The following is a 26,589-nucleotide window of genomic DNA, read 5'->3' as shown; positions in this document are numbered from 1 at the left end:
GCGATGCTCGTACTGGCTCTGCGGTCGGTCCGGGAGCGGCCCGGACGGTTCCTCGCGACGCTGCTGTCCGCGTTCCTGGGCGCGGCGATCGTCATGACGTTCAACTCGATGCACGACACCGCCGGGCAGCCGGGCGTGGACGCGGTCAGCTCGGAGACCCTCCGCACGGCGGCCGGTGTGGTCGGCGGTTACGGGACGCTGCTGGTGTTCTTCGCCGTCGCCTCGGCGCTGACGGTGAACGTGCGGCAGCGGGCGGCCGAGCTGGAGCTGCTGCGCTGCTCGGGGGCGACGCCCGGGCAGATCAGGCGGATGGTGGTGGGCGAGGCGGTGGTGGTGGCCCTGGTGGGCACGGCGGCGGCGACGCTGCCGGCGGTGCTGGGCGGGCGGCTGCTGCTGGAGGTGTTCCAGGACACCGGGCAGGTCGCCGGGTCGGTGGACCATTCCTTCGGTGCCGTCGCGCTGTCGTCCGGCGTCGGCATCACCCTGGTCGCCTCGGCGGGTGCGGCGCTGCTGGCACTGCGCCAGGTCTCGCGGGGGCGGCGCCCGCGGGGCGCGGGACGGCGGCGGCCGTTCCTCGCGTACGCGGCGCTGGTGGCCGGCGGGGCCGCGGCGTGCTCCACGTTCGCGTTCTCCGCGACGGACGACATGCTGATGGCGTTCCCGGCGCAGGGCGCGATCCTGCTGTCGGTGGGGTGCGCGCTGCTGGCGCCGCGGCTGCTGACCGGCGTGCTGGGCCGGCTGGCGCCGGGCGGCGCGAGCGGCTGGCTGGCGGTGCGGAACCTGCGGCAGCGGGCCGACGAGCTCGCCGGGACCCTGATGTCGCTGATCCTGTTCACGGCGGTGTCCACGGCGACCCTCACCATGCAGGCGCTGGAGAGCGACGAGGTGGCCGCCTCCGGCCTGGTGAAGTCCGTCGATGCCAAGAACCTCGAGACCCTCAACTACACCGTGGTCGGCATCGTCGTGGTGTTCGTCTGCGTGATGCTGGTCAACTCGCTGTACGCGGCGACCACGTACCGGGGCCGGGAGTTCGGGCAGCAGCGTCTCGCCGGGGCGACGCCCGGGCAGGTGCTGGGCGTGGTGGGAGCCGAAGGGCTGGTCCTGACGGTCGTGGGGCTGCTGTTCGGCACGCTGGCTGCGCTGGCCGGGATCGTCCCGTTCACCGTGGTCCGCAGCGACGCGGTGCTGCCGGGACAGCTGGCGGGCGTGTGGCCGGCCGTGGCCGCGGTCGGCGCGGCGGCGACCGTCGGCACGCTCCTGTTCACGGCGCGGCGCGTGCTGCGCACCCCGGCGGTGCGAGCGGTGGGCGCGACCGCGTGACACAGCGGTGAGCAAGCGCTTAGATAGGTGTCCGGGCACTCACGGGGTGCCCGGACACCGTCGTTCCCGCGCCCAGCCGGAGGCCGCAGTTGTTCACTTCCGTCGAAGACGTCTCCGCACGCCTCGCCGAGACCGGCTACCTGGCCTCCCCCGCCGTCGCCACCACCGTCTTCCTCGCCGCCCGGCTCGGCAAGCCGCTGCTGGTGGAGGGCCCCGCCGGGGTCGGCAAGACCGAGCTGGCCAAGGCCGTCTCCCGCGCCTGCGACGCCCGGCTGGTCCGGCTCCAGTGCTACGAGGGCGTGGACGAGTCACGCGCGCTGTACGAGTGGAACCACGCCAAGCAGCTGCTGCGGATCAGTGCCGGCCGGGGCGAGACGTGGGACGAGGCCCGCACGGACATCTTCGGTGAGGAGTTCCTGCTGCCGCGTCCGCTGCTCACCGCGATCCGCGGCGACGACCCCAAGGTGCTGCTGATCGACGAGACCGACAAGGCGGACGTCGAGATCGAGGGGCTGCTCCTGGAAGTGCTCGGTGACTTCCAGGTGACGGTCCCCGAGCTGGGCACGGTCACCGCGGCCCGGAAGCCGTTCACCGTCCTCACGTCCAACGCCACCCGCGAGCTGTCCGAGGCGCTGCGCCGCCGCTGCCTGTTCCTGCACATCGGTTTCCCCGACGCCGAGCTGGAGCGGCGGATCGTCCGGCTGAAGGTGCCGGACATCGACGCTGCGCTGGCCGAGTCCCTCGTGCGGGTGGTGGGCGCGCTGCGCGCGATGGACCTGCGCAAGGCGCCGTCGGTCGCCGAGACCGTCGACTGGGCCCGCACCCTGCTGGCGCTCGGCGCGAGCACCCTCGACGAGACGGTCGTACGGGACAGTCTGGGCGTGGTCCTCAAGCACCGGGACGACATCCGGAAGGCGGCGGCCAAGCTGGACCTGGACGCGCTGTGAGCACCACCGCGGACACGGATCTGGTGACCAGGCTGACCGGCCTTGTCGACGCGCTGCGCGGGCACGGCCTGCGGATCGGCACCGGGGAGACCGTGGACGCGGCGCGCGCGGTGGAGGCGCTCGGCCTCGACGACCGGGAGCTGCTGCGCGAGGGCCTGGCGGCGACCCTGCTGCACGGCGCCGACGCGCGCCCGGTGTTCGACGCGGTCTTCGACCTGTACTTCCCGCGCGGGGTGGGCCTGCCGGAGACCGGCGGCGACACCGACCGCGACGCGCTGCGCGACCGGCTGGCCGAGGCGCTCGCCGCGAACGACACCGCGGCGATGGCCCGGCTCGCGGTGGAGGCGGTCGACGGCTTTGGCGGATACGGCAGTTCACCCGGTTCGGACGGCTGGTCGTCGTACCAGGCGCTGGACCGGCTGCGCCCGCAGACGCTGTTGGCCCGGGTGCGCGACGAGGTGCGCGGACGCGAGGGGTCCGGGCACTTCGGCGACCGGCTCCTGGAGGACGAGATCCGGCGCCGTATCGAGGAGTTCCGGCGGCTGGTCACCGCGGAGGCGCGGCGCCGGGTCGCGGAACGCCGGGGCCGCGACCAGGTCGCCCGCCGCGCGGTGGCCCCGACCGCCGACCGGGTCGACTTCCTGTTCGCGGGCAAGGACCGGCTGGCCGAACTGCGCCGCACGGTGCAGCCGCTGGCCCGCAAGCTGGCGACGCGGATGGCCGCACGGCGCCGCAGGGCCGCCCGCGGCACCATCGACCTGCGCCGGACGCTGCGCGGCTCGCTGTCGACGGGCGGGGTGCCCGTACGTCCGGTGCTGCGCCGGCGCCGGCCCGCCCGGCCCGAACTGGTGCTGCTGTGCGACGTGTCGGGCTCGGTGGCCGGCTTCTCCGACTTCACGATGCTGCTGGTGCAGGCGCTGCACGACCAGTTCTCCCGGGTGCGGGTGTTCGCCTTCGTCAACCGGGTCGACGACGTGACCCGCCTGCTGGAGCACGGCGCGGCCGACCCGGAGGGCCTGGGTGCCCGCATCCGCGCGGAGGCCGAGCTCACCGCCTGGCACGGCAGCAGCGACTACGGCGCCGCCCTGGGCGAGTTCACCGAGCGGTACGGCGACACCGTGGGCCCGCGCACCACGGTGTTCGTGCTCGGTGACGCCCGCACCAACATGTCCGACCCGAACCTGCCGGCCGTTCGCGACCTGGCCCACCGCGCCCGCCGCGTCCACTGGCTCAACCCCGAGCAACGCGCCCTGTGGGGCACCGGCGACTCCGCCGCCCCGGCGTACGCGGACGTCGTCGACATGCACGAGTGCAGAAACGTACGGCAACTGGACGCGCTGGTGGGGCGGTTGCTGCCGGTGTGAGGTCGCACCCGACGTCGGTCAGGTCGGTGTCGGGGTCCAGCGTTGGGCGTCGGTGGCGTTGCAGTCGTGGATCTGGAGCGGGGTGCCGTCCGCGGTGCTTGCGGCCGGGTCGTCCAGGCAGCGGCCCGACCGGGGGTTGATCAGGGACGAGTCGGGGCCGGTGACCCAGCGCTGGGCTCCGGTGCCGTTGCACTGCCAGAGCTGGACCTTGGTGCCGTTCGCCGTTCCGCCGTCGCTGACGTCGAGGCAACGGCCCAGGGCTCGCAGCGTGCCGCCCGGGCCGGGGAGGAACGTCCACCGCTGGGCCGCCGTGCCGTTGCAGGTCCAGAGCTGTACGGGGGTGCCGTCGGCGGTGCCGGAGGCGCGGACGTCGACGCACTTGCCGGGGACGGCGGAGCGGAAGGCGGCCGTACGGGTCAGGCCGTCGGACGCCAGGGCGGACCGCACCAGCGCGGCCGCCGCCCTCATCCCCGCCTCGTTGGGGTGGTAGGTGGAGCGGCCCGCGGCCGGGCGGTAGGACTCCACCCAGGGGGTCGCGGAGCACGCGTCATGGCCGCGGCTCGCCCCGGCCAGGTCGACCAGGGCCGCCCCCGTCGCGGCGGCCGCGTCGGCGGTGGCGGCCGCCAGGCGCGCGGCGATGTCCCGTTCGTACGCCGCCTGTTCGCCGGTCAGCGGCGCGTCGGCGCATCCCCGGAGTCCGGCAGCAGGGTGAAGTAGGTGACCAGGTGGACGCGGGCCTCGGGCGCGCGGCGCGGACCGCGTGCACGATGTCCGCGATGCGGCCGGGCAGTTCGGGGAAGGTCCGCTCGATGGCGTCGCGGTTCACCGTCGGGCAGGTGGTGCCGCCGCTCGCCTGGCAGGAGTAGGCGTTGATGCTGCCGAGGTAGTTGACGTCGTTGCCGCCGATCGTGAGGGTGACCAGGCGGGTCGCCGAGGTCACGGCCTCGATCTGCGGCGGCCGGGTGCCCTGCCGTTCCCTCAGCACGTGCGCGGTGGTCGCGCCGCTGCACGAGACGTCCGTCAGGTTCGCCCCGATCTCCCGGGCGACGACGCCGGGGTAGTTGTTGGCGGACCGGGAGCAGTCGGACGCGCCGTCGCTCGTCTGAAGGGCGGGACACCGGGTCCGGCGGCGAAGGAACTGCCCAGTGCCACATAGTCCGTGCCCGCCTCGGCTGCGGCCTCGGCGGCAGCGGCGTGCGGCCCCGCGGAGGCGGACGCGGCCGGGGCGGCGACGGCCGCGGCCCACACCACCGCCAGCGCGCACACGGCTCGCGCCCAGGTCCGGGCCCGTAAGCGGTTGGTCGCGTGCGAACCCGGCATCGGCATCCTCCACGAAAGTCCGTGACCGTCACACAACGTTGTAAACGGACCCTAGCCGCGTCCTCGGGCCACGCCAAGACCGTCTGCCCGCCCTGGTGCGAGAGGATCGGGGCATGGCCGACTCCTCCTCAGCCCGGATCAACGCCCTCATCGTCGACGCGACGGACCCCGAGCGGCTCGCCGCGTTCTGGGCCGAGGTGCTCGGCCGCCCGGTCGTGGGACGCACCGGCCCCTACGTCTGGCTGCGCCGGATGAACGACCTGGGCCTGGGCTTCCAGCGCACCGACGCGCCCAAGGCCGGCAAGAACCGGATGCACTTCGACATCGCCGCACCCGATCCGGTCGCGGAGCAGCGCCGGATCGAGCGGCTCGGTGGGCGACGGCTGACGGAGTACGACGACGGCGGATTCCTGGTGATGGCGGACCCCGAGGGCAACGAGTTCTGCGTCATCCCGGCGGGACCCTTCGAACTCGACGACGAGGGCCGCGCGCACTACCTCGACCGACGTCGGGAGGGACGTGCCCGGCATGTGCACCGGACGACGCTCCCCTAGGGCCTGTCTGACCATGTCCGTCTGCTGCGCGACGCCATGCACGCACTGACGCCGCGCCCTCGCCCTCCGGGCGACGACGGAAATGGTCAGACAGCCCCTAGTCCGCCTTCGCGTAGTCCTGGGCCATGCCGCCCGCGAAGTCGTGGACGACGACCTGTTCGTCGCCGACGACCCACGCGTCGTGGCCCGGCGGGCAGACGAAGACGTCGCCCGGGCCGACCTCGCCCTCGGCGCCGTCGTCCATGCGGATGTGCAGGCGGCCCTGGAGCACGTAGCCGTTGTGGTGGATCCCGCAGGTCTCCGTGCCGGCGATCGGGCCGACCGACTCGGACCAACGCCATCCCGGCTCGAACGTGGCGACCGCGAAGTCCAGCCCCGTGAGGTGGACGGCTTCGAGGTGGCCCCTCGGGAAGTCGCGCCGCTCGTCGGCCTTGTCCAGCGTCTTCACCTCGAGCATGACCCTGCTCCCTTCCCGTCACCGGCCCGGCGGGACCAGGGCCGGCTCCTACCCCTTCATCGTCCGCCCGTCCACTCGGGGACGCCATCCGGGTGACGGTCCTGCACGGGCCCGCTCAGTCGGCGGGGCCGCAGAGCCGGGCGAAGCGTCCGGCGTCCACGTTGCCGCCGGAGAGGATCAGTCCGACGCGGGGCGGGAGCGGGCCCGCGCGCCCGGTGAGCAGCGCGGCGAGCGGAGTGGCCCCGCTCGGTTCGAGGACGATCTTCAGCCGGGTGAAGGCGAACCGCATCGCGTCCTTGATCGCCTCGTCGTCGACCAGCACGACGCCGTCCAGCAGGCGGCGGTTGACCGCGAAGGTCAGTTCGCCCGGGACGGGGACGGCCTGGCCGTCGGCGATGGTGCGGGCACGGGCACGGTGATCCGCCGCCCGGCCTCCAGGGACCGCTTGGTGTCGTCCCCCGCCTCCGGTTCGACGCCGATCACCCGGGTCGCCGGGTGCGGGCCCTTGACCGCGGTGGCGCTTCCGGCGATCAGTCCCCCGCCGCCGACCGGCACGACCAGTGCGCCCAGCTCACCCGTCTCCTCGACGAGTTCGAGTGCGGCGGTGCCCTGTCCGGCGATGACGTGCGGATGGTCGTAGGGCGGTACGAGGGTCAGGCCCCGTTCGGCGGCGAGGGCCTCGGCGACGGCCGCGCGGTCCCCGGTGTACCGGTCGTAGGTGACGATCGTCGCGCCGTATCCCTCGGTGGCCGCGCGCTTGGACGGCGGGGCGTCCTCCGGCATGACGACGACGGCGGTGGTGCCCAGTTCCCGGGGCGAGGGCGACGGCCTGGGCGTGGTTGCCGGAGGAGTAGGCGACCACCCCCCGGGACAGTTGCCCGGGGGTGAGCCGGGACACGGCGTTGTAGGCGCCGCGGAACTTGAAGGCGCCGACCCGCTGGAAGTTCTCGCACTTGAGGTGCACCTCGGCGCCGACGTGTGCGTCCAGGGTGCGGGAGCGCAGCACCGGCGTGCGGTGGGCGACGCCGCGGAGACGGGCGGCTGCGGAACGGATGTCGTCCAGGGTGATCGGCGGGGTGGTGGGCGTCACGCGGTCCCTCCGCAGGAAGTCGGTGGGTCCAGCCTACGCATCGGGGTCCGGCGACGTGCCCGGTCACGGCGGTCCGTGCCGGGGAATACCGGGTGCCCGGTCCGGTTGTCAGGCGCGAAGGAGGTGCCGAGTGGACACGACGTACTACGACCACGGAACGCCCGCCGAGCGCTGGGAGCGCGCCGGGATGTTCTTCGACGCCAAGGACTACACCGCCGCCGCACGGGTCCTGGGCGGCCTGGTCGAGGAGGTGCCGGAGCAGACCGGACCGCGTCTGCTGCTCGCCCGCGCCTACTACCACTCGGCCCAGCTGCGCCGCGCGGAGGCCGAGTTGCGGGTCATCGTGGACCGCGACCCGGTGGAGCACTACGCGCGGCTGATGCTGGGCCGCACCCTGCAGCGGCAGGGGCGGGACGACGAGGCGCAGCCCCATCTGCGGCTCGCGGCCGCGCTGGCGGGGAGTTCGACGACGTGTAGGCCGAAGGCCCGCGACACCGGTGCCCGGTTCCCCTCGGGAGCCGGGCACCGCGCGTCGAGGGCGCCGCGGAGCCACCGCCGTGCGGCCGCGGCGGTGGGCGATCCGCGCGGTCCGGGAGCGGTGGTGTGCCCCGGGAGGGACGTGTGAGCTGCGGCGCGCGCCGGCGGCGCATGCGATCCTGGCGGGATGGGAACTCCGAGCGATCGCGTGCCGTTGGCCGAGCGGGTCGAGCAACTGCTCGACGGAGAAGGTCCGTTGCGCATCGTCGCGGCGGGCGACCCGGTGCTGCGGGGCGGCACCGAGCCGTACGACGGCCAGTTGGACCCCGCGCTGTTGGCGCGGTTCGTGCGGGCCCTGCGGATCACCATGCGGACGGCCCCGGGTGTCGGGCTGGCCGCGCCGCAGGTGGGGTGGCGCTGCGGATCGCGGTGATCGAGGACCCGGCGCCGGTGCCCGAGGAGGTGCGGATCGCGCGCGGGGGTGCCGCAGCCGTTCCGGGTGCTGGTGAACCCCGCGTACGAGCCGGTCGGAGCCGAGCGGGCCGCCTTCTTCGAGGGGTGTCTGAGCGTGCCGGGCTACCAGGCGGTGGTGGCCCGGCCCGCCGCGGTGCGGTTGACCGGGCAGGACGAGCAGGGGCGGGCGCTGGACGAGGTGTTCACCGGCTGGCCCGCCCGGATCGTACAGCACGAGACCGACCACCTGGACGGCACGCTGTACCTGGACCGGGCGGAGCCGCGCTCGCTGTCCTCCAACGAGGCGGCGGCACGGAACTGGGCGCAGCCGACGGCGGAGGAGGCGGCGCGGGCGCTGGGCTTCGACCTGCCGTGACCGCGCGCGGCCGGATCGCCGGGGCGCCCGCCTCGGGCCGCGCGCCCGCCCGGTGGGATCCGGGCGGGCGTCCGCCTCCGTCGCGCGCCCGCCCGGTCAGGCGTCCCGGTAGGCCTCCAGCAGGCGCAGCCACACCTCGCTGATGGTCGGGTACGACGGGACGGCGTGCCAGAGCCGGTCGACCGGGACCCGGGCGGCCACCGCGACCGTCGCCGCGTGGATCAGCTCGCCGACGCCGGGGCCGACCAGGGTGAGGCCGCGCAGGATCTCGTCCTCGAGGTCGACGACCATGCGGGCCCGGCCCCGGTAGTCGTCGCCGTACAGGCTGGCGCCCGCCACCGAGGACAGGTCGACGTCCACGGCCCGGACCCGGTGGCCGGCCTGCTCGGCCTCCGCGAGGGTGAGGCCGACGGAGGCCACCTCCGGGTCGGTGAAGACGACCTGCGGGACGGCCGCGTGGTCGGCGGTGGCGGCGTGCGCGCCCCAGTCCTCGGCGCGCACCGGCTCCCCCGCGGCCCGGGTGACGATGGCGGCGCCCGCGATCCGGGCCTGGTACTTGCCCTGGTGGGTGAGCAGGGCGCGGTGGTTGACGTCGCCGACGGCGTACAGCCAGTCGTGGCCGGTCACCCGCAGGCTGTCGTCCACGTCGAGCCAGGAGCCGGGCTCCAGGCCGACCGTCTCCAGGCCGAGGTCGTCGGTGCGGGGGGCGCGGCCGGTCGCGAACAGGATCTCGTCGGCCTCGATGCGGTCACCGGTGTCGGTGAGGACGACGACCGTCCCGTTCTCCCGCGTCACCGACTTCACGGAGGTGCCGGTGCGGACCTGCGCGCCGGCCTCGGTGAGGGCCTCGGCGACCAGGTCGCCCGCGAAGGGCTCCATGCGGCCCAGCAGGCGTTCGCCGCGCACCAGGACGGTCACGCGGGAGCCGAGCGCCTGCCAGGCGCAGGCCATCTCGGTGGCGACGACCCCGCCGCCCACCACGACCAGCCGGCCGGGCGCGGAGTGCGCGCTGGTGGCCTCGCGGCTGGTCCACGGGCGGACCTCGTCCAGACCGGGCAGGCCGGGAAGCCGGGCCCGGCTGCCGGTGCAGACGGCGACGGCGTGCCGGGCGGTCAGGACTCGCCGGTCGCCGTCGGGGCCGGTGACCGTGACGGTGCGCGGTCCGCTGAGCCGTCCCTGGCCGCGGTACAGGTCGGCGCCGGTGCCCTCCAGCCACCGAACCTGGCCGTCGTCCTTCCAGCCGGAGGTGAAGGAGTCGCGCCGGGCGAGCACCGCGGCGGTGTCCAGGGGGCCCTGGACGGCCGCGCTCAGACCGGGCAGCCGGCGGGCGTCGGCCTGGGCGAGGACCGGGCGCAGCAGGGCCTTGCTGGGCATGCACGCCCAGTAGGAGCACTCCCCGCCGACGAGTTCACTCTCCACCACCGCGGTGCTGAGCCCGGCGGCGCGAGTGCGGTCGGCGACGTTCTCGCCCACCGGTCCGGCGCCGATCACCACCACGTCGTAGGCGGTCGCTTCCGTGTGCGTCGATTGCGTTTCCGTCATGGCGTCAGTCTGGTGGGTGGTGTGCCGGGTGGCCACATGGGTAGGGGCGCGGAATACGTGACCGGTCGGCCGTGTTGTGCCGACGCCCGAGCCGACAGCAGGAAGAGGGACCAGACCATGAGCACCACCGTCGAACTCACCAAGGAGAACTTCGACCAGACGGTCACCGACAACGAGTTCGTGCTGATCGACTTCTGGGCGGACTGGTGCGGGCCCTGCAAGCAGTTCGCACCCGTGTACGAGAAGGCGGCCGAGGCCAACCCCGACCTCGTGTTCGGCAAGGTGGACACCGAGGCGCAGCCCGAGCTGGCCGCCGCCTTCGGCATCCAGTCGATCCCGACGCTGATGATCGTCCGCGACCAGGTCGCCGTTTTCGCCCAGCCGGGTGCCCTTCCCGAGGCCGCGCTGACGGACGTCATCGGACAGGCCCGGAAGCTGGACATGGACCAGGTCCGCCAGCAGATCGCCGAGCAGCAGGCACAGCAGGGCGAGAACCCGGGCGCCTGACCGCAGGCCGAGCACCGGGGCGCCTGACGCACTCGGGAGCCCGGCGCGTCCTGAGACGTCGAACGGCACGTCTCGCGACGTCGGACGGCACGTCGTGCGACGTCAGAAGGGGTAGCGCGCCACGTCCCCGCGCACCGTGGTCCACCGCAGGTCGGTGAACGCCTCCAGGTTGGCCTCGCCGCCGAAGCGGGCGCCGGTGCCGGACGCGGCGACCCCGCCGAAGGGCGCGACGGCCTCGTCGTTCACCGTCTGGTCGTTGATGTGCACGATGCCCGTGGGGATGCGGTCCGCCAGCTCCAGGGCGCGCGCCGGGTCCGGCGCGACGATGCCGACGGCCAGCCCGTAGGGGCTCGCGGTGGCCAGGGCGACCGCCTCCTCGGCGCTCGTGAAGGACCGCACCGGCGCCACCGGGCCGAAGACCTCCTCCGTGTAGGCGGGCGTGAGGTCGTCCGCCTCGGCGAGCACGGTGGGCCGGTAGAACAGCCGCTCATGGGTGCCCCCGGCCGCGAGCCGGGCGCCGCCCGCGGTGCTGGCGTCGACCAGTCCGCGGACCTTGCCGAGCTGGCCCCCGTCGATGAGCGGCCCCAGCTGGACCTGCTCCCGGTGCGGGTCGCCGACGCTCAGCGCGTCCGCGTGGGCGGCCAGCCGGTCGACGTACTCCTCGTACAGCGACGCGTGGACCAGGTGGCGTCCCGTCGTCATGCAGATCTGCCCCTGGTGGAAGAACGACCCCCAGGCCGCCGTGGAGGTCACCGCGTCCAGGTCGGCGTCCTCCAGCACGACGAGGGCGGAGTTCCCGCCCAGTTCCAGGTGCGCCCGCTTCAGGTGCCGGCCCGCGGCCTCCCCCACCGCGCGGCCCGCGGCCGTGGAGCCGGTGAAGGAGATCACGGGGATGTGCGGGTCGGTGACCAGGGCCTGACCCGTCTCGGCTCCGCCAGGCAGGACCTGCAGCAGCCCGTCGGGCAGGCCGGCCTCGGCGAACACCGCGGCCAGGGCCAGCCCGCCGCACACCGCGGTACGCGGGTCCGGCTTGAGGACGACCGCGTTGCCGAGGGCGAGGGCCGGGGCGACGGAACGGATCGACAGGATGAGCGGCGCGTTGAACGGGGCGATCACGCCCACCACGCCGACCGGCAACCGGCGGGTGTAGGACAGGCGGGGTTCCTCGGTGGGCAGCACCTGTCCGGCGGGGCGGGAGGCGAGGGCTGCGGCCTCGTAGCACTCCTGGGCGGCGACGTGCAGCTCGAAGTCGGCCTTGCCGGGGATGCTGCCGGCCTCCCGGACCAGCCACTCGCGCAGGGCGGCGTGGCCGTCGAACAGGTCACCGGCCCTGCGGAGCACCGCGGCCCGCCGGAAGTGCGGGGACCTCGCCCAGTCCGCCTGGGCGGCGTGCGCGGCCTCCGCGGCGGGCTCGACGTCCTCGGCGGCGGCGAGGGTGACGGTGCCGAGCGTCTCGCCGGTGGCGGGCTCGGTGACGGTGTGCTCGGGACCCTTGAGCGGGCGGGACGATCCGGTGGTGAGGTCGGGCCACGTCATGACGCCTCCTCCGTCGTGTCCCGGCCCGGCGCGGGGGGGCGGCGCCCGGACCGGGTCGGTCCTCAGCCGCGTACCCCGCAGGCGAGGTGGACAACACCGGCGGGCCGCCCGTCGCGCCCGCCCGTGCCGCCCCAGCGGCACGACTGCGCGGAGAGGCGGGACGGCGCCCCTGAGCGGCGCCCGGGGAATCGCGCGACCAGCCCCCGGCAGCCCGCACCCCCGGCGAACACCCGCCCCCGGCACCCCAGTGGCAGTGGGGGGCGCTGCGCGACTCGGCGCCGCGAGGTCCCGCCCGCGCCCACCCACGACCGGCGACGCGGGCGTCAGCTGGACCCTCGGTGCACGACGGAAGCGCCGAGCACCTTGTGGGCCTCCGGTGCGGCGGCCGGGTCACGGACCGCGCGGTCGACCAGGTCGGCCAGCTCCTGACCGGACGGCAGTTCGAGGTGGACGGTGCTCAGCCGGGGCCGAAGCAGCCGGCCCAGCATCAGGTTGTCCGCGCCGACCACGGCCGTCTCCTCGGGGATGCGGATCCCCTCGTCCTGGAGGGCGCGCATCAGCAGCATGGCGTACTCGTCGTTGTACGTGAACACGGCGTCCAGGCCGAGGTCCCGCCAGCGGGCGGCGAGCCGGGCGGCGGACTCCTCGTCATGGTCGAGCGGCAGCTCGGTCACGGTCGCGTCGGTGCCGCGCACGGCGGCGCGCACCCCGGCGAGGCGCGGCGCGGAGAACGTGTCGAGGCCCGGCTCCCCCGGTACGACCACGCCGATCCGGCGGCGGCCCCGGTCGAACAGGTGGGCGCCGGCGCTGTACCCGACGACGTCGTGGTCCATCAGCAGGGCGTGCGCGCCCTCGACGGTCTCGGGGCCGAGGGTGACGACGGCCCGCGCGCCGGAGCGCTTGAGCACCTCCACGCCGCGCGGCCCGAGTCCGGAGCCCGGAACCAGTACCGCCACGGGGCGCAGTTCCGCCCAGGCGCGGGCGGCCTCGTCGTCGTGCGCGCCGACGGTGTTGTGCTGCACGACCGTGTAGTCGAGCAGGCTCAGCGCGGCCTGCAGGTCGTTGATGAACTGGCTGTACAGCGGGCCGACGGGGAACGCGGGCGCGGGCATCAGAACCATACGGCTGTGCCCGGCGCGCAGGCTGCGGGCCGCCGCGTGCGGCACGTATCCGAGTTCCCGCGCGGCCTCGCGGACCCGGCGGCGGGTGGGTTCGCTGATCCGGACGGCACCGGCGTTGTTCAGCACGTAGGAGACGGTCGCGCGCGAGACGCCGGCCAGGCGGGCCACATCGGCGCTCGTGGGCACGGAGCGCGTCGGTGCGGGTGGCGCGGGGGCGGGCGGGTTCGGTATCTGCACCATGACGTACGGCATCTTCGCAGAAGCCGTAACGCGGCTTCCCCTCGGGGGAGTTGAGAGCGCGGACCGGCGCGGAAGGCGTGGTCAGGCGGGGGTGCCGGTGACCCGGTCGACCAGCTCCACCCAGGCGTCCTCCAGCCGCTGCGGGGCCATGCCGCACCCGTGGACCAGGTGGTGGACCAGGGCGGGGTCGAGCCGGGCCAGCAGCGTGTGGGCGAGCAGCTCGCAGTCGGCGTCCGGGACCGCCTGGCGCAGCAGCAGCGTGACGTGGTGCAGCCGCACCCGGTAGGGCGGGACGGTGAAGCGGCGGCCCGCGTCCGGTTCGGCCGCGAGCTGGAGCTCCAGGTCCTCCACGGTGCGGCGCAGGGCGGCGCGGCCGAAGGCGCGCAGCCGCTCGACCGGGGGCGCGCCCGGGCCGAGGGGCGGAGGGCCGGTGAGGAACGCGGCCTGGAGCTTCTTCTCGGAGTGGTCGAGGAGGGCCATGAGCAGGCCGGTGCGGTCGCCGAAGCGGCGGAAGACCGTGCCCTTGCCCACGCCGGCCGCCGCGGCGACCTCCTCCATGGTGACGCCGTCGGCCCCGCGGGCGGCCACGAGCGAGGCCGCGGCCTCCAGCAGACGGGCCCGGTTGCGGGCGGCGTCGGCGCGCAGGCAGGGCTCGTCGTCGTCGAGGCCGAGGCGTAGCAGCTGCTGGGGCTCGACCGGCTCCTGAGGCATCGGGGCGGACGGTGGGGCGGCGGACATGAAGCCAGCGTAAAGCATCGGGAATGAAACTGGACCCTGGTCCGCTTGGAGTGCTACAAATGCAAAGCGGACCCCGGTCCGCATTGTGTCCCAGGTCTCATAGTCCACCCCCTGGAGTTCCCTCATGTCTGTTCGCATCCTCGCCCTCGTCGGCAGCCTCCGCGCCGGTTCGCACAACCGTCAGCTCGCCGAGACCGCGGTCAAGCTCGCCCCCGCGGGTGCCGATGTCGCGCTCTACGAGGGGCTCGCCGAGATCCCGTTCTACAACGAGGACATCGACGTCGAGGGTGGCGTCCCGGCCGCCGCGGCGAAGCTGCGCGAGGCCGCGGCCGGCGCGGACGCGCTGCTGCTCTTCACGCCCGAGTACAACGGCACCATCCCGGCCGTGCTGAAGAACGCCATCGACTGGCTGTCCCGCCCGTTCGGCGCCGGCGCCATCGGCGGCAAGCCGGTCGTCGTGGTCGGCACCGCCTTCGGCCAGTACGGCGGCGTGTGGGCCCAGGACGAGGCCCGCAAGGCCGTGGGCATCGCCGGCGGCAAGGTGGTCGAGGACATCAAGCTGTCCATCCCCGGCTCCGTGACCCGCTTCGCCGAGACCCACCCGGCGGACGACAGCGAGGTCACCGAGCAGCTGACCGAGGTCGTCAACCGCCTGCACGCGCTGGTCGACGCCGAGCAGACGGCCGCCTGACCCCCTTCGAAGGGGCCGGAAGCCACCAGCGCTCCCGGCCCCTTCGCCGTACCCGGCGTTCGGCGGGCCCGGCATCCCGACGGCCCCCGACGAAGCGGAACCCATCCCACCACCGTTCGCTACCGCGACCGGCCGCGCGGGGCCACCCCGCGCGACCGCGTCGGCCTGTCGCCGCACCGGCGGCCACCCGTCCGTCCTACGCCGCCGGCCGCTCCCGCGAGGGGTCGTGGTGGATCGGGGTCGTGGTGGCCGTCAAGGGGGTGCCTGTGCCGCCGTGGCGGGTCGCGATGATCTCCGCCGCTATGGAGACCGCCGTCTCCTCCGGGGTGCGGGCGCCCAGGTCGAGGCCGATCGGGGAGCGCAGACGGGACAGTTCCCGCTCCCCCACGCCCGCCTCCCGCAGGCGGCGCAGGCGGTCGGTGTGGGTGCGGCGCGAGCCCATCGCTCCGACGAACGCCACCGGCAGCCCCAGCGCCACCTTCAGCAGCGGCACGTCGAACTTCGCGTCGTGCGTGAGCACGCACAGCACCGTGCGCGCGTCGGTGCGCGTGTCCCGCAGATAGCGGTGCGGCCAGTCGACGACGATCTCGTCGGCCTCCGGGAAGCGGGCCCGGGTCGCGAACACCGGACGGGCGTCGCACACGGTGACGTGGTAGCCGAGGAGCGACCCCACCCGTACCAGCGCCGCCGCGAAGTCGACGGCGCCGAAGACGATCATCCGGGGTGGCGGGACGGAGCACTGCACGAACAGTGTCAGGCGGTCGGCACAGTACGGATCCCCGCCGGTCCCGACGGCGGCCGTGCCGGTCCGGCCGGCGTCCAGCAGGTCACGGGCCGTGGCCGCCGCCGACCGGTCCAGCTCGGCGGAGTCGCCGAGGCCGCCCTCGTACGTGCCGTCCGGACGGACGTGGAGCGCAAGCCCGAGCCGGTCCTCCGGGCCCCCGGCCACCCACGCCAGCGCCCCCGCCCCGCCCTGGGCCAGGTCCCGCAGGGCCGACTCCAGCACCGGCCGGACGGGGCTGTCCGCGCCGACCGGTGTCACCAGCACCTCGATGGTGCCGCCGCAGGTCAGACCGACCGCGAAGGCGTCCTCGTCGCTGTAGCCGAACCGCTCGGTCCTGCTCCTCCCGTCGTCGAGGGCTTCGACGCACAGGTCGTAGACCGCGCCCTCGACGCAGCCGCCGGACACCGAGCCGATCACCGTGCCGTCCCGGTCGACGGCGAGGGCCGCGCCGGGGCCGCGCGGCGCGCTGCCGCCCACGGAGACGACCGTGGCCACGGCGAACTCCCGGCCCTCGGCCAGCCATCGCCGCAGGTCACCGGCGAGGTCAAGCATCCGGACCTCCCGCCCGCAGCACCCGGTCCGGACGGATCGGGAGGCTGCGGTGACGTACGCCGGTGGCGTGCCACACCGCGTTGGCGACGGCGGCCGCCGCTCCGACGATGCCGACCTCGCCGATGCCCTTGATGCCGACGGGGTCCTCGGGGTCGTGGTCGTCGACCCAGTCGACCTCGATCGCGGGCACGTCGGCGTGCGTGGCGACGTGGTAGCCGGCCAGGTCGGCGCCGTAGAGGCCGCCCGAGGCGGGGTCGCGCACCGCCTCCTCGTGCAGGGCCATGGAGATGCCCCAGGTCAGCCCGCCGACGAGCTGGTTGCGCGCGGTGAGCGGGTTGACGATCCGGCCCGCGGCGAACACGCCGAGCATCCGCCGTACCCGCACCTCGCCGGTGGTGACGTCCACGGCGACCTCGGCGAACTGGGCGCCCCAGCTGTGCCGTTCCTTCGCCGCGAGGGCGGCGATCGCCTGAGTGGTGTCGGACCGCACGGTGATGCCCTCCGGCGGCACCGTGCCGCCCGGCACCAGGCGTTCGCACAGGTCTTCGGCGGCCGCGGCGACCGCCCAGCCCCAGGAGCGCGTGCCCATGGAGCCCGCGGCGATGCCCGACGGGCCGAAGTCGCTGTCGCCGAGGTGCACGCGGACCCGCTCCGCCGGCACCCGCAGCGCGTCCGCGGCGATCAGGGTGAGCGCCGTACGCGCCCCGGTCCCGATGTCCGACGCGGAGATGCGGACGGTGAACGTGCCGTCGGCCTCCGCCGTCACCGCCGCCGTGGACGGCAGGGTGCCCGCCGGGAAGGACGCGGCGGCCGTGCCGGTGCCGAGCAGCCACCTCCCGTCGCGGCGCACGCCGGGGCGCGGGTCGCGGGCGTCCCAGCCGAAGCGGCGGGCGCCCTCGCGGAAGCAGGCGGCGAGGTTGCGGCCGGCGAACGGCAGTCCGCTGACCGGGCCGCTCTCCGGCTCGTTGCGCAGCCGCAGCTCGATCGGGTCGACGCCGCACTTCTCGGCCAGCTCGTCGAGCGCGCACTCCAGCGCGAACGACCCCGGCGCCTCCCCCGGCGCCCGCATCCACGTCGGCGACGGCACGTCCAGCCGTACGACGCGGTTCTCCGTGCGGTGGGCGGTGGCGTCGTACATCGTGCGGGCCACACCGGCGCCCGGTTCGACGAATTCGTAGACCGTGGAGGTCTGGTTGAGCGAGACGTGCTCCAGGGCGCGCAGCCGTCCGTCGGGGCCGGCGCCGAGCCTGACCCGCTGCACGGTGGGGCTGCGGTAGCCGGTGACGGAGAACATCTGGCGGCGGGTCAGCGCCACCCGCACCGGGCGGCCCAGCGCTGCGGCGGCCATCGCGGCGGCCACCTGGGGCGCCCGTACGCCCTTGCTGCCGAAGCCGCCGCCGACGTGCTCGGAGCGGACCCGCACCGCGGACGGGTCGAGGGAGAACATCCGGGCGAGTTCGTCGGCGACCCAGGTGATGCCCTGGTTGGAGTCGACGAGGTCGAGCCGGCCGCCGTCCCACCGCGCCGTCGCCACGTGCGGCTCCATCATGGCGTGGTGCTCCTCGGGAGTGGTGTACTCCTCGTCCAGCACGTGGGCGGAGGCGGCGAGTTCGGCCTCCAGGTCGCCCTTCTCCGTCGTGCCGGGCATGTGACCCTCGGCGGGGTAGGCGTCGGGCCGGTCCGCCGAGAGCGCGACGTCGTGCGGCTCCACGTCGTAGGTGACGGTGAGGGCGTCGGCGGCCGCGCGCGCCTGCTCGGGCGTCTCGGCGACGACGAGGGCGACGGGCCAGCCGGCGTGCGGGACGCGGTCGTGCTGGAAGACCGCGGCGGTCGGGTCCGGCGGCACGCCCAGCATGCCGACGTAGTCGGTGGTCAGGCGGGAGGCGTTGCCGTGGTGGAGGACGGTCAGGACGCCCGGCATGCCGAGCACCGGCCCGGTGCCGAGGGAAAGGATCCGGCCGCGGGCCGCGGTGGACAGCACCAGCACGCCGTGGGCGAGCCCGTCGAAGGGGATGTCCCCGCCGTAGCGGGCGGCGCCGGTGACCTTGTCGCGGCCTTCGACACGGGTGTGCGCGGTGCCGACCGCGCCCGGGGCGGCGGGGCGCTGGGGTGCGACGGTCATCGGTCGGCCTCCTCGGCGAGTTCGGTCAGCACGGCCACGACGAGGTTGCGCAGGAGGGTCACCTTGTAGCCGTTGTGGGGCAGGGGCCGGGCCGCGGCGAGTTCGGCGTCGGCGGCGGCGGCGAAGTACTCGGCGGTGGCCGGGGCGCCGACGAGGATCCGTTCGGCGAGCCGGGCCCGCCAGGGCCGGGAGGCGACCGCGCCGAGGGCGAGCCGGGCGTCGCAGATCACGCCGTCCGCCACGTCGAGTGCGCCGGCGACCGAGCCGATGGCGAAGGCGTACGAGGCGCGTTCGCGGACCTTGCGGTAGCGGGAGCGGGCGGCGACCCGGGCGGGTGGCAGGGTGACGTGGGTGATGAGCGCGCCGGGCGGCAGGACGGTCTCGCGGTGCGGGGTGTCGCCGACCGGCAGGTAGAAGTCGGTCAGCGGGGCCTCACCGGGGCCCTCGGCGGTCTGCCAGGAGACGACCGCGTCGAAGGCGGTGAGCGCGACGCCCATGTCGGAGGGGTGGACGGCCACGCAGTGCTCGGACGCACCGAGGACGGCGTGGTTGTGGTGCTCGCCCTCGACGGCGGGGCAGCCGCTGCCGGGGGAACGCTTGTTGCACGGCCGGGTGATGTCGGTGAAGTAGCCGCAGCGGGTGCGCTGGAGCAGGTTGCCGCCGACGGTGGCCATGTTGCGCAGCTGGCCGGAGGCGCCGGCCAGCACGGCCTGGGTGAGCGCCGGGTAGCGGTCGCGGATCAGGGGGTGCGCGGCGAGGTCGGCGTTGGTGACGGTGGCGCCGATGCGCACCGCGCCGTCGTCGCCGGCCTCGATCCGGTCGAGCGGGAGGGAGCGTACGTCGACGAGCCGGACCGGGGACTCGACGCCGTTCTTCATCAGGTCGACGAGGTTGGTCCCGCCGCCGAGGTAGCGGGCGTCCGGGTCGGCGTCGAGCAGGGCGACCGCGCCGGTGACGTCGTCGGCGCGCCGGTAGTCGAACTCCTTCATGCGGCGGTCTCCTCGGTGGTGTGCTGTGCGGACGCCCCGGCGGCGGCGCGGGCGACCGCCTGGGCGATCTGTCCGTAGGCGCCGCAGCGGCAGAGGTTGCCGCTCATGCGCTCCTTGATCTCCTCCGCGGTGAGGGGCGGCGGGGCGGCCTCGGAGCCGACGTCCTCGGTGACGGCGCTGGGCCAGCCGGCGGCGTGCTCCTCGATGACGGCGACGGCGGAACAGATCTGTCCGGGGGTGCAGTAGCCGCACTGGAAGCCGTCCAGGTCGAGGAAGGCCTGCTGCACCGGGTGCAGGGTGTCCCCGTCGGCGACCCCCTCGACGGTGGTGATTTCGCGATCCTCGGAGGCGACGGCCAGCTGGAGGCAGGCGACGGTGCGGCGGCCGTCGACGAGGACCGTGCAGGCCCCGCACTGTCCGTGGTCGCAGCCCTTCTTGGTGCCGGTGAGGTCGAGGCGCTCGCGCAGGGCGTCGAGCAGGGTGGTTCGGTGGTCGACGGACAGCGTGTGTTTCTCGCCGTTGATGTTCAAGGTGACGGTGCTGGACGTCGAGAGCGTCATGGAACGGCCTTCCTTCACGGAACTCACGGAGAACGGTGGTCGTGGCGCTGTGCGAGGCGTGCGGTCCGCGGGATCGTGTGACGTGTGCGGGGGCGCACCGGTCGTACGGGGCATGCGGGAGGGCTCCCGTGCCGTCCGGGTACGCCGATACGATGGACCGGTACCGGACAGCTGTCCGGTACCGCAGAAACGTAGTGGACAGCTGTCCGCTTATCAAGGACGGGTTTCGGTCACGACCCGGGAGGAGGACCGGTGGGCGAGCACAAGGACGCGTCCCGGAGCACGGAGACACCCCAGCGGGCGGACGCCCAGCGCAACCGCGAGCGCATCCTCGCCGTGGCGGTGACCGAGCTGACGCGTGACGCGGACACCCCGCTGAGCGTGATCGCCAAGAAGGCGTGCGTCGGGCAGGGCACGTTCTACCGGAACTTCCCCAGCCGGGAGGCGCTGGTCCTGGAGCTCTACCGGTACGAGATGCAGCAGGTCGCCGACAGCGCGGACCAGTTGCTCGGCAGCCGGGAGCCCGACCGGGCGCTGCGCGAGTGGATGGACCGGCTCACGCGGTTCAGCATGACCAAGGCCGGCCTCGCGGACGCCATCCGGCAGGCCACCAGCGGACCGGACAGCCCGGGGAAACCGGGGCACGGCTCGCTCATCGAGGCGGCGGACCGCCTGCTGCGCGCGTGCGACGGGGCGGGGGTCATCCGTCCGGGGGTCACCGCGGACGACCTGATCCTGGCGATCGGCGGCCTGTGGCAACTGGACCCGGCCGGTGACTGGCAGCCCCGCGCCACCCGCCTCCTGGACCTGGTGATGGACGGCCTGCGGGTGGGGGCACCGGGGCGCGAGGAGGGCGGGGGGCCCGCGTCCTGACGCAGGCCCCCCGCACACCGGAACGAGTGCGCGGGGACGCGGGCCTGACGGGATGTCGCGTGGCCGCCGGGACGCCAGGGGAGCGGGCGTGCGCGGGGACGCAGGACGGCGTGGCGTGCGCCGGGACGCCGGGACGGCGTGGCGTGCGCCGCGTGGACGCCCGGACGGCGTGGCGTGCGCCCGTGGACGCCCGGACGGCGTGGCGAGCGTCGCGTGGACGGCGTGGCGAGCGTCGCGTGGACGCCCGGACGGCGTGGCGAGCGTCGCGTGGACGCCCGGACGGCGTGGCGAGCGTCGCGTGGACGCCGGGACGGCGAGCATGCCCGGAGCGCCGAGACGGCGCATGCGGGACGGCGGGCATGCGGCGGCGTGCGCGGGCGCCGGCGGGCATGCCGCCGGGACGGCGGGCATGCGCCGGGCGTGCGCGGGCCGCCGGGCGGCGGGCATGCGCGCGCGGCCGCCGGGACGGCGGGCATGCGCCGGGCGTGCGCGGGCCGCCGGGACGGCGGGCATGCGCCGGGACGGCGGGTGTGGGTCAGGCGATCGTCGTCGGGGCCAGGTCGCGTAGTTCGCGGAGGGCCGCCGCGACCGCCGGGCGGGCGTGGCCGCCGCTGCGGGTGCAGGTCAGCAGCCTGCGGTGCGGGTCGCCCGCGCACCGCACGCGGCGGATCGGCAGGTCCGGGGTCACGTGGGCCAGCCGCGGGACGAGGGCCACGCCGAGGCCGTGCGCGACCAGGTGGGCGGTCGCGTTCCAGTCGCCGGCGTGGTGCACGACCTCCGGGGCGAAGCCGGCGGCCCCGCAGGCGGCCATCACCTGGAGCCGGCACGGGCTCTCCGGCACCGGCGCGATCCACGGCTCGCGTGCCGCCTCGGCCAGGTCGACCCGCTCCTCCCCCGCCAGCGCGTGCCCGGCCGGCACGACCAGGTCGAACGGGTCGTCCAGCAGCGGCTCCTGATCGAAGCGTGTGTCGCTCATCGGCGGGTTGTGCGGGGTGGACTCCACCACGGCCAGATCGGCGGCGCCCTCGAAGAGCAGGTCGAAGATGGCCGGAACCACCGCCTCCGTGATCCGTACGGACAGCCGCGGGTGCCGTTCGCCGAGCCGCGCCGCCATCGGCGCCAGCAAGACCGAGACGGCGACCGGGAACCCGGTGACCCGCAGCACCCCCGCGGGGTCGCCGTGGTCGGCCCGCAGATCCAGCTCGGCCTGGTCCCAGCGCGCCTGGATGGCGTCGGCGTGCGCCAGCAGGCTCTCGGCTGCCGGGGTGAGCCGGATGCCGCGGCCCTGCGGTTCCAGCAGGTCGACGCCGAGGTCCCGGGCGAGCTGGCGGATCTGCTGGGAGGCGGCCGAAGGCGTGAAGTGCAGGGCGCGGGCGGCCGCGGTGACCGTGCCGTAGTGGGCGACCGCCCGGAGGACGTGGAGCCGGCGCAGGTCAATCATGCAGTCGAGGCTTCACGGTGGCGTGCACAAAGTCAACCTGGACGTGAAAGGACGGCACCACGCACCCTTGCTGTGTCGCGACATCGACAGGGCACACACGTCACGTGAGGCACGTGAGAACCAAGGAGCCGCCATGACCAGCACGACCGGCACCACGGGCACCACCGGCACCGTCTGCCCGTACTGCGGGTGGCCGGACGACGCCGAGCCGTTCCAGGTGGTCTCCCGGCACGCGACCGCCGCCGGCAGCACCGTGTGGACGCGCTGCGGCTGCGGTTCGCTCCAGGTCCGCGCCGTGGACGCGGGCGGCGTCCGCGTCGTGTCCCGCAGCCGGCCCGCCGACGCCCCGGCCGCCCGTACCGACGGCCGGTGAGCGTTGACAGGCGGCTCGCCCCGGCCGTAGTAATCGCGTAGTGATCGCGGACCGGTCGAAGCCGGCGGGAAACCGGCGCCCCGGGTACAGGCAGGAGGCGTGGACGTGCGGAGACTCCCCTTGTCCGGGGTGACGGTGGTGAGCGTGGAGCAGGCCGTGGCCGCTCCCTACGCCACCCGGCAGCTGGCCGATCTCGGCGCCCGGGTGATCAAGGTGGAGCGGCCCGGGGAGGGCGACTTCGCCCGGCGGTACGACACCACCGTGCACGGCAACTCCAGCTACTTCGTGTGGATCAACCGCTCGAAGGAGTCCCTCACCCTGGACCTGAAGGATCCGCGGGGCCGGGACATCCTGCACGAACTGCTGGGGGACGCCGACGTGTTCGTGCAGAACCTCGCGCCGGGCGCGGCCGGCCGGCTGGGTCTGGGGACCGAGGAGCTGGCCCGCCGCCACCCGAGGCTGATCCCCTGCACGATCTCCGGCTGGGGCACCAGCGGCCCGTGGGCCGACCGCAAGGCGTACGACCTGCTGGTGCAGTGCCAGACGGGGCTGGTGTCACTGACCGGGACCCCGGAGGAGACCGCCCGCACCGGCATCTCCGTCGCCGACATCGCCGCCGGGATGTACGCCTACAGCGGTGTGCTCACCGCGCTGTACACCCGCGCCACCACCGGCGAGGTGCACCCGGTGGAGGTCTCCCTGTTCGAGGCGCTCGCCGAGTGGATGGGACAGCCCGCCTACTACACCCGTCACGGCGGCGGCCAGCCCTCGCGGCTGGGCACCCAGCACGCCACGATCGCCCCGTACGGCACGTTCCGGGCGGCCGACGGCCACGAGGTGCTGTTCTCCGTGCAGAACGAGCGTGAGTGGGCGGCGCTGTGCCGGGAGTTCCTGGGGCGCCCGGAGCTGACCGACGACCCCCGGTTCGCGACGGGTTCCGCCCGTGTGGCCCACCGGGCGGAGGTGAACGCGATCGTCGCCGAGCGCTGCGCCCTCGACGACGCGGAGGACCTGCTCGAAACCCTGGAGGCGACGGGCATCGCCTGCGCCGGGGTGAACGACGTCGCGGCGTTCCTCGACCACCCGGTGCTCGCGGCGCGCGGCCGGTGGCGTGAGGTGGACGTACCCGGCGGCACGGTCGAGGCGCTGCTGCCACCGGCGGACCTCGCCGGCCTGCCGGCCCGTATGGACCCGGTCCCGGCCGTGGGCGAACACACGGAACCGATCCTGCGCGAACTGGGCCGCACCCCCGAGGACATCACGGCCCTCCGGACCGACGCGGTGATCTGACCGACCCGTGCCGCCACCGGACCGGCCCGCTGCCGGGCTGGCCGCCGTCGGCCGGGCGCTACGGATGTCCGTGTTCGCGCAGCGCCCGCAGGACCTCCTCGTCCGTCAGCTGGTCGAAGGTGTCGTACCACTGGCCGACGGCCATGAAGGCGGCCGGTTCGTGCAGGCAGATCACCTCGTCGGCCTCGGTGCGCAGCGCCGCCACGCCCTGCGGTGAGCCGACCGGGGCGGCAAGCACCAGCCGGCCGGGGTCCCGCACCCGCAGGGCACGGAGGGCGGCGCGGGCGGTGGCTCCGGTGGCCAGGCCGTCGTCCACGACGACCACGGTCCGGCCGCGCAGGTCCGGCGCGGGGCGGCCCTGCCGGTAGAGCCGTTCGCGGCGGAGCAGTTCCGCCCGTTCCCGCTCGACGACGGGGGCGAGGTCGGCCTCGCTCAGGCCCAGGCTGCGCAGTGACTCGTCGTCGTACACGGGGACGCCGTCGCCGGCCATGGCGCCGACGGCGAACTCCTCGTGCGCGGGGGCGCCGACCTTGCGGACGACGAGGACGTCGAGAGGCACCCCGAGCGCGCCGGCGACCTCGGTGCCGACGGCGACGCCGCCCCGGGGCAGGGCCAGTACGACCGGGTCGGGCAGGGCGCCCGCGTCCTGCCTCTCCCGCAGCAGCGCGGCCAGTTCGTGTCCGGCGTGCCGGCGATCACGGAACCGCATGACGGATGCCCTCCCTCCGCACCGGGCCGGTGCCGGGTCCGCCGCGACGCGGACCCCGGTCGGCACCCGCGTACCCGCTCCCCCGGCACGCGAAGCACCGCCGCGGGGCATGGGCGCCGTGGCGTCGGGCAGTCGTGGTGCATGGTCGGTGACACGAGTGACCCGGGGCAGGCGCCACGACCGGACCTCAGCGGGCACCGCTCGGTGGTGCAGGAGGACGAGGTACGCATCGAGGCCTGGGCGGCGAGCCGGGAGCACTGTCTGGCGGAGGCCGTGGTGGCGATGGTGGAGTGCTTCGCGGACGTGTCCGGGGTGAGACCGACCGGGGTGGGCCGCATCCGGCTGGCCGAGGCGTGCGACGAGGACCTGCTGGCCGCGCTGCTCGACGAGATCCTGTACCGGCTGGAGGCGTACGGGCAGGTGCCGGTGGACGTGGAGGCCGACGAGGCGGAGGGTGGACTGGACGTGCGGCTGGCGGTCGCGGGCCTGGCGGACGTACGGGTCACCGGGGAGGTGCCGACGGACGTGGGCTGGGAGGACCTGCGGCTGCGCCCGGGGCCGTACGGCTGGTCGTGCGAGATGACCGTGGACGGCTGAGCAGGCACGGAGACGGCTGCCCGCGCCCGGTCAGCGGGTGGGCGTGGCCCTGCTGATGTCCGCCAGCGCGGAGTGCGGGTCCTCCTCGGCGGCGAGGTCGCCGAGGCTGACCACGCCCACCGGGCAGCCGCCGTGCTCCACCACCGGCAGCCGGCGGACGGCGTGCTGCCGCATCAGCTCGACCGCGTGGTCGGTGGTGTCGTCGGGGGCGAGCGTGACCAGGGGCGGGCGGGTGCACAGCGAGCCGACGGTCGTGGCTTCGGGGTCGTGGCCCTCGGCGACGCCCCGCAGCACGATGTCGCGGTCGGTGAGCACGCCGAACAGGTCGCAGTCGTAGGCGACCAGGACGTCGCCGACGTCGTGCTCGCGCATCAGCAGCGCCGCCCGGGCCACCGTGGTCATGGGCTCCACGGCGGTGGTGTGCGTGGACATCACGTCCCGTATGCGCGTGGTCATGGGGGCACCTCCCGGGTGGGGGTCTCGGGCTGCTTCCCCCCGTGTCCGCCGCGTAGCCCGCCACACGGACCGTAAACCGTCACCGTCCGCCGCGGCGGCCGGCGCCGGCGGTGACGCCGGCGGCCTCAGCGGTGGCTCAGGACGTTGACCACGCGGCCGTCGGGGTCGCGGACGAAGAAGCGGCGGACGCCCCACTCCTCGTCCTGCAGGGGGTGGACGATCTCCGCGCCGCTGTCCCGTACGAGCGCGTAGGCCGCGTCCACGTCGTCCACCTCGACGCTCAGGTCGGGGACGACGGGCGCGGTCCTGTCCTCGGTCATGACGCTGACCTGCGCCGTCCCTCCGGCCGGTGGGGCCAGCGTGACGATCCAGCCGAGGTTCATGACCTCCTCCAGACCCAGCAGCCCGTAGAACCGCCGGTTCTCCTCCACGGCCTCGGAGCGGAGGTTGGGCACGACTCGGCGAACGGTCATCGACGACTCCCTGCGTGGACGGATCCGACGGGTGGATCTCCCCTGTGTACTACGGAACGTCCGGCGACGAGGCGGGTACGGGCGCCCGCGGGGCGGTTCTCTCCGTCTGCGCGGCTTCTCCGGGCGGTGTGGTCAGACCGCGCCCGGGATCTCCTCCGTGACACCGTTCAGGGGAGAGTCCGGGTCGGTGCCGTAGGGGCGGGTGAGGATCTCCAGGCCGTGGCCCGCGGGGTCGCGGAAGTACACGCCCCGGCCGCCGTCGTTGCGGTTGAGGCGGCGTGGGTACCTGCCGTGCGGGTCGGCCTGGACGGGGACCCGCGCGGCCACGAGCCGGCCCAGGATCGCGTCGAACTCCTCCTCGCCGACGAGGAACGCGTAATGCTGGACCGGGATGTCGATGTCGACGGTGGCGAAGTCGAGGGTGACGCCGTTGGCGGTGGTCACCGGGAGGAACATCCCGGCGGGCGGTCCGGGCCGCAGGCCGAGGATCTCGGCGACGAAGCGGGCGGACTTCTCACGGTCGGGGGTGAGGACGATGGTGTGGTTGAACTCGACGGGCAAGGTCAATGCCTCCGGGGCATCCGCGGCGCCTCCATGCCTCACCCTGCCGGTGACCGGCACGCGATGCCGCGGGCGA

The 26,589-nt window shown here is 74.8% G+C and carries 26 protein-coding genes and 3 pseudogenes; 12 read left to right on the top strand and 17 right to left on the bottom strand.

Annotation, left to right across the window (positions count from 1 at the left end):
- Nucleotides 1-3: 3 nt before the first annotated feature.
- The 3 genes from F3L20_RS16460 to F3L20_RS16450 all read left to right on the top strand — a co-directional run bounded on the left by F3L20_RS16460 (nt 4) and on the right by F3L20_RS16450 (nt 3,631).
- Complete coding sequence (locus tag F3L20_RS16460; RefSeq protein WP_150155031.1) at nt 4-1,320, top strand: FtsX-like permease family protein; 1,317 nt, start codon at nt 4-6, stop codon at nt 1,318-1,320.
- Nucleotides 1,321-1,409: 89 nt separating this feature from the next.
- Complete coding sequence (locus F3L20_RS16455; protein ID WP_150155030.1) at nt 1,410-2,267, top strand: AAA family ATPase; 858 nt, start codon at nt 1,410-1,412, stop codon at nt 2,265-2,267.
- Nucleotides 2,264-3,631, top strand: a complete 1,368-nt coding sequence (locus F3L20_RS16450; protein ID WP_206338785.1) for a vWA domain-containing protein — start codon at nt 2,264-2,266, stop codon at nt 3,629-3,631. The genes F3L20_RS16455 and F3L20_RS16450 overlap by 4 nt, the downstream gene beginning before the upstream one ends.
- A gap of 18 nt (nt 3,632-3,649) precedes the next feature.
- On the opposite strand, the gene F3L20_RS34665 is transcribed toward F3L20_RS16450, so the two are convergent.
- Together F3L20_RS34665 and F3L20_RS34660 are read right to left on the bottom strand one after the other, a co-directional pair.
- On the bottom strand, nt 3,650-4,156 hold the full coding sequence (locus tag F3L20_RS34665; RefSeq protein WP_240810662.1) for an RICIN domain-containing protein: 507 nt from the start codon (nt 4,154-4,156) through the stop codon (nt 3,650-3,652).
- Between the two features lie 22 nt (nt 4,157-4,178).
- Nucleotides 4,179-4,877, bottom strand: coding sequence for a GDSL-type esterase/lipase family protein (locus F3L20_RS34660; RefSeq protein ID WP_240810943.1), 699 nt, complete (start codon nt 4,875-4,877; stop codon nt 4,179-4,181).
- Between the two features lie 187 nt (nt 4,878-5,064).
- Here F3L20_RS34660 and F3L20_RS16440 point away from each other — a divergent pair, with 187 nt between their 5' ends.
- Nucleotides 5,065-5,505 (top strand): VOC family protein, encoded by a 441-nt coding sequence (locus F3L20_RS16440; RefSeq protein WP_150155029.1) that lies wholly within the window; start codon nt 5,065-5,067, stop codon nt 5,503-5,505.
- Between the two features lie 97 nt (nt 5,506-5,602).
- Here the strand turns inward: F3L20_RS16440 and F3L20_RS16435 are convergent, their stop codons facing one another.
- Together F3L20_RS16435 and F3L20_RS16430 are read right to left on the bottom strand one after the other, a co-directional pair.
- A complete protein-coding gene (locus F3L20_RS16435) occupies nt 5,603-5,962 on the bottom strand; it encodes a cupin domain-containing protein (protein ID WP_150155028.1) in 360 nt (119 codons plus the stop codon).
- Between the two features lie 115 nt (nt 5,963-6,077).
- Nucleotides 6,078-7,052, bottom strand: a pseudogene (locus F3L20_RS16430) (pyridoxal-phosphate dependent enzyme).
- Between the two features lie 130 nt (nt 7,053-7,182).
- Here F3L20_RS16430 and F3L20_RS16425 point away from each other — a divergent pair.
- Both F3L20_RS16425 and F3L20_RS16420 read left to right on the top strand, forming a co-directional pair.
- Nucleotides 7,183-7,512 (top strand): annotated as a pseudogene (locus tag F3L20_RS16425) (tetratricopeptide repeat protein); the annotation flags it as partial.
- A gap of 204 nt (nt 7,513-7,716) precedes the next feature.
- A pseudogene (locus F3L20_RS16420) lies at nt 7,717-8,358 on the top strand (peptide deformylase).
- A gap of 96 nt (nt 8,359-8,454) precedes the next feature.
- Here the strand turns inward: F3L20_RS16420 and F3L20_RS16415 are convergent.
- Nucleotides 8,455-9,900: a dihydrolipoyl dehydrogenase family protein gene (locus F3L20_RS16415; protein WP_150155027.1), complete on the bottom strand. Its 1,446-nt coding sequence runs from the start codon at nt 9,898-9,900 to the stop codon at nt 8,455-8,457.
- A 36-nt stretch (nt 9,901-9,936) separates the two neighbouring features.
- On the opposite strand from F3L20_RS16415, the gene trxA reads away from it, so the two are divergent.
- Nucleotides 9,937-10,407 (top strand): thioredoxin, encoded by a 471-nt coding sequence (gene trxA / locus F3L20_RS16410; protein WP_374113053.1) that lies wholly within the window; start codon nt 9,937-9,939, stop codon nt 10,405-10,407.
- Between the two features lie 102 nt (nt 10,408-10,509).
- Here trxA and F3L20_RS16405 read toward each other — a convergent pair whose 3' ends face one another.
- The 3 genes from F3L20_RS16405 to F3L20_RS16395 all read right to left on the bottom strand — a co-directional run bounded on the left by F3L20_RS16405 (nt 10,510) and on the right by F3L20_RS16395 (nt 14,042).
- The gene (locus tag F3L20_RS16405; RefSeq protein ID WP_150155026.1) at nt 10,510-11,943 is read right to left on the bottom strand and encodes an aldehyde dehydrogenase family protein; all 1,434 of its coding nucleotides are present in this window, start codon (nt 11,941-11,943) and stop codon (nt 10,510-10,512) included.
- Nucleotides 11,944-12,266: 323 nt separating this feature from the next.
- Nucleotides 12,267-13,304 carry a LacI family DNA-binding transcriptional regulator gene (locus F3L20_RS16400; RefSeq protein WP_145824714.1) on the bottom strand — a complete coding sequence of 346 codons (1,038 nt, stop codon included), beginning with the start codon at nt 13,302-13,304 and terminating at the stop codon, nt 12,267-12,269.
- A gap of 81 nt (nt 13,305-13,385) precedes the next feature.
- Complete coding sequence (locus F3L20_RS16395) at nt 13,386-14,042, bottom strand: TetR/AcrR family transcriptional regulator (protein ID WP_150155025.1); 657 nt, start codon at nt 14,040-14,042, stop codon at nt 13,386-13,388.
- A gap of 124 nt (nt 14,043-14,166) precedes the next feature.
- On the opposite strand from F3L20_RS16395, the gene F3L20_RS16390 reads away from it, so the two are divergent.
- A complete protein-coding gene (locus F3L20_RS16390) occupies nt 14,167-14,733 on the top strand; it encodes an NAD(P)H-dependent oxidoreductase (protein ID WP_145824716.1) in 567 nt (188 codons plus the stop codon).
- A 196-nt stretch (nt 14,734-14,929) separates the two neighbouring features.
- Here the strand turns inward: F3L20_RS16390 and F3L20_RS16385 are convergent, their stop codons facing one another.
- Genes F3L20_RS16385 through F3L20_RS16370 form a run of 4 tightly spaced genes read right to left on the bottom strand, consistent with a single transcriptional unit; the run spans nt 14,930 to nt 19,740 of the window.
- Entirely contained in the window at nt 14,930-16,069 is a 1,140-nt protein-coding gene (locus tag F3L20_RS16385; RefSeq protein WP_150155024.1) for an XdhC family protein, read from the bottom strand.
- Nucleotides 16,062-18,191, bottom strand: a complete 2,130-nt coding sequence (locus F3L20_RS16380; protein WP_150155023.1) for a xanthine dehydrogenase family protein molybdopterin-binding subunit — start codon at nt 18,189-18,191, stop codon at nt 16,062-16,064. Before F3L20_RS16380 ends, F3L20_RS16385 begins: the two co-directional genes overlap by 8 nt.
- Complete coding sequence (locus tag F3L20_RS16375) at nt 18,188-19,180, bottom strand: FAD binding domain-containing protein (RefSeq protein ID WP_150155022.1); 993 nt, start codon at nt 19,178-19,180, stop codon at nt 18,188-18,190. The genes F3L20_RS16380 and F3L20_RS16375 overlap by 4 nt, the downstream gene beginning before the upstream one ends.
- Nucleotides 19,177-19,740, bottom strand: coding sequence for a 2Fe-2S iron-sulfur cluster-binding protein (locus F3L20_RS16370; RefSeq protein WP_150155021.1), 564 nt, complete (start codon nt 19,738-19,740; stop codon nt 19,177-19,179). Before F3L20_RS16370 ends, F3L20_RS16375 begins: the two co-directional genes overlap by 4 nt.
- Nucleotides 19,741-19,992: 252 nt before the next feature.
- Between F3L20_RS16370 and F3L20_RS16365 the strand changes: the two genes are divergently transcribed.
- A complete protein-coding gene (locus F3L20_RS16365; RefSeq protein WP_150155020.1) occupies nt 19,993-20,613 on the top strand; it encodes a TetR/AcrR family transcriptional regulator in 621 nt (206 codons plus the stop codon).
- A 535-nt stretch (nt 20,614-21,148) separates the two neighbouring features.
- Here F3L20_RS16365 and F3L20_RS16360 read toward each other — a convergent pair.
- Nucleotides 21,149-22,054, bottom strand: a complete 906-nt coding sequence (locus F3L20_RS16360) for a LysR family transcriptional regulator (RefSeq protein WP_150155019.1) — start codon at nt 22,052-22,054, stop codon at nt 21,149-21,151.
- 133 nt (nt 22,055-22,187) lie between these two features.
- On the opposite strand from F3L20_RS16360, the gene F3L20_RS16355 reads away from it, so the two are divergent.
- Together F3L20_RS16355 and F3L20_RS16350 are read left to right on the top strand one after the other, a co-directional pair.
- Nucleotides 22,188-22,427 carry a hypothetical protein gene (locus F3L20_RS16355; protein ID WP_145824723.1) on the top strand — a complete coding sequence of 80 codons (240 nt, stop codon included), beginning with the start codon at nt 22,188-22,190 and terminating at the stop codon, nt 22,425-22,427.
- A gap of 99 nt (nt 22,428-22,526) precedes the next feature.
- Nucleotides 22,527-23,717: a CaiB/BaiF CoA transferase family protein gene (locus tag F3L20_RS16350; protein WP_150155018.1), complete on the top strand. Its 1,191-nt coding sequence runs from the start codon at nt 22,527-22,529 to the stop codon at nt 23,715-23,717.
- Nucleotides 23,718-23,775: 58 nt separating this feature from the next.
- Here the strand turns inward: F3L20_RS16350 and F3L20_RS16345 are convergent, their stop codons facing one another.
- Nucleotides 23,776-24,426, bottom strand: coding sequence for a phosphoribosyltransferase (locus F3L20_RS16345; RefSeq protein ID WP_150155017.1), 651 nt, complete (start codon nt 24,424-24,426; stop codon nt 23,776-23,778).
- Between the two features lie 141 nt (nt 24,427-24,567).
- On the opposite strand from F3L20_RS16345, the gene F3L20_RS16340 reads away from it, so the two are divergent.
- Nucleotides 24,568-25,023 carry an archease gene (locus F3L20_RS16340; RefSeq protein ID WP_145824726.1) on the top strand — a complete coding sequence of 152 codons (456 nt, stop codon included), beginning with the start codon at nt 24,568-24,570 and terminating at the stop codon, nt 25,021-25,023.
- Between the two features lie 30 nt (nt 25,024-25,053).
- On the opposite strand, the gene F3L20_RS16335 is transcribed toward F3L20_RS16340, so the two are convergent.
- The 3 genes from F3L20_RS16335 to F3L20_RS16325 all read right to left on the bottom strand — a co-directional run bounded on the left by F3L20_RS16335 (nt 25,054) and on the right by F3L20_RS16325 (nt 26,513).
- On the bottom strand, nt 25,054-25,479 hold the full coding sequence (locus tag F3L20_RS16335) for a CBS domain-containing protein (RefSeq protein WP_150155016.1): 426 nt from the start codon (nt 25,477-25,479) through the stop codon (nt 25,054-25,056).
- Between the two features lie 125 nt (nt 25,480-25,604).
- A complete protein-coding gene (locus tag F3L20_RS16330) occupies nt 25,605-25,952 on the bottom strand; it encodes a VOC family protein (protein ID WP_150155015.1) in 348 nt (115 codons plus the stop codon).
- 132 nt (nt 25,953-26,084) lie between these two features.
- On the bottom strand, nt 26,085-26,513 hold the full coding sequence (locus F3L20_RS16325) for a VOC family protein (protein WP_150155014.1): 429 nt from the start codon (nt 26,511-26,513) through the stop codon (nt 26,085-26,087).
- Nucleotides 26,514-26,589 lie beyond the last annotated feature (76 nt).

The organism is Streptomyces tendae, from assembly GCF_008632955.1.
Lineage (GTDB): Bacteria > Actinomycetota > Actinomycetes > Streptomycetales > Streptomycetaceae > Streptomyces.
Note: the sequence above shows the minus strand (reverse complement) of the source record. Positions and strands in the feature narration are given on the sequence as shown.

Excerpts from the sequence above, each read along its gene's own strand:
- F3L20_RS16360 (WP_150155019.1), bottom strand. The coding sequence starts at position 22,054 with ATGATTGACCTGCGCCGGCTCCACGTCCTCCGGGCGGTCGCCCACTAC.
- F3L20_RS16340 (WP_145824726.1), top strand. The coding sequence starts at position 24,568 with ATGGTCGGTGACACGAGTGACCCGGGGCAGGCGCCACGACCGGACCTC.
- F3L20_RS16435 (WP_150155028.1), bottom strand. The coding sequence starts at position 5,962 with ATGCTCGAGGTGAAGACGCTGGACAAGGCCGACGAGCGGCGCGACTTC.
- F3L20_RS16440 (WP_150155029.1), top strand. The coding sequence starts at position 5,065 with ATGGCCGACTCCTCCTCAGCCCGGATCAACGCCCTCATCGTCGACGCG.
- F3L20_RS16460 (WP_150155031.1), top strand. The coding sequence starts at position 4 with ATGCTCGTACTGGCTCTGCGGTCGGTCCGGGAGCGGCCCGGACGGTTC.
- F3L20_RS16405 (WP_150155026.1), bottom strand. The coding sequence starts at position 11,943 with ATGACGTGGCCCGACCTCACCACCGGATCGTCCCGCCCGCTCAAGGGT.
- F3L20_RS16385 (WP_150155024.1), bottom strand. The coding sequence starts at position 16,069 with ATGCTTGACCTCGCCGGTGACCTGCGGCGATGGCTGGCCGAGGGCCGG.
- F3L20_RS16335 (WP_150155016.1), bottom strand. The coding sequence starts at position 25,479 with ATGACCACGCGCATACGGGACGTGATGTCCACGCACACCACCGCCGTG.
- F3L20_RS16400 (WP_145824714.1), bottom strand. The coding sequence starts at position 13,304 with ATGGTGCAGATACCGAACCCGCCCGCCCCCGCGCCACCCGCACCGACG.
- F3L20_RS16390 (WP_145824716.1), top strand. The coding sequence starts at position 14,167 with ATGTCTGTTCGCATCCTCGCCCTCGTCGGCAGCCTCCGCGCCGGTTCG.
- F3L20_RS16345 (WP_150155017.1), bottom strand. The coding sequence starts at position 24,426 with ATGCGGTTCCGTGATCGCCGGCACGCCGGACACGAACTGGCCGCGCTG.
- F3L20_RS16380 (WP_150155023.1), bottom strand. The coding sequence starts at position 18,191 with ATGACCGTCGCACCCCAGCGCCCCGCCGCCCCGGGCGCGGTCGGCACC.
- trxA (WP_374113053.1), top strand. The coding sequence starts at position 9,937 with ATGGGTAGGGGCGCGGAATACGTGACCGGTCGGCCGTGTTGTGCCGAC.
- F3L20_RS16395 (WP_150155025.1), bottom strand. The coding sequence starts at position 14,042 with ATGTCCGCCGCCCCACCGTCCGCCCCGATGCCTCAGGAGCCGGTCGAG.
- F3L20_RS16375 (WP_150155022.1), bottom strand. The coding sequence starts at position 19,180 with ATGAAGGAGTTCGACTACCGGCGCGCCGACGACGTCACCGGCGCGGTC.
- F3L20_RS16370 (WP_150155021.1), bottom strand. The coding sequence starts at position 19,740 with ATGACGCTCTCGACGTCCAGCACCGTCACCTTGAACATCAACGGCGAG.
- F3L20_RS16330 (WP_150155015.1), bottom strand. The coding sequence starts at position 25,952 with ATGACCGTTCGCCGAGTCGTGCCCAACCTCCGCTCCGAGGCCGTGGAG.
- F3L20_RS16415 (WP_150155027.1), bottom strand. The coding sequence starts at position 9,900 with ATGACGGAAACGCAATCGACGCACACGGAAGCGACCGCCTACGACGTG.
- F3L20_RS16355 (WP_145824723.1), top strand. The coding sequence starts at position 22,188 with ATGACCAGCACGACCGGCACCACGGGCACCACCGGCACCGTCTGCCCG.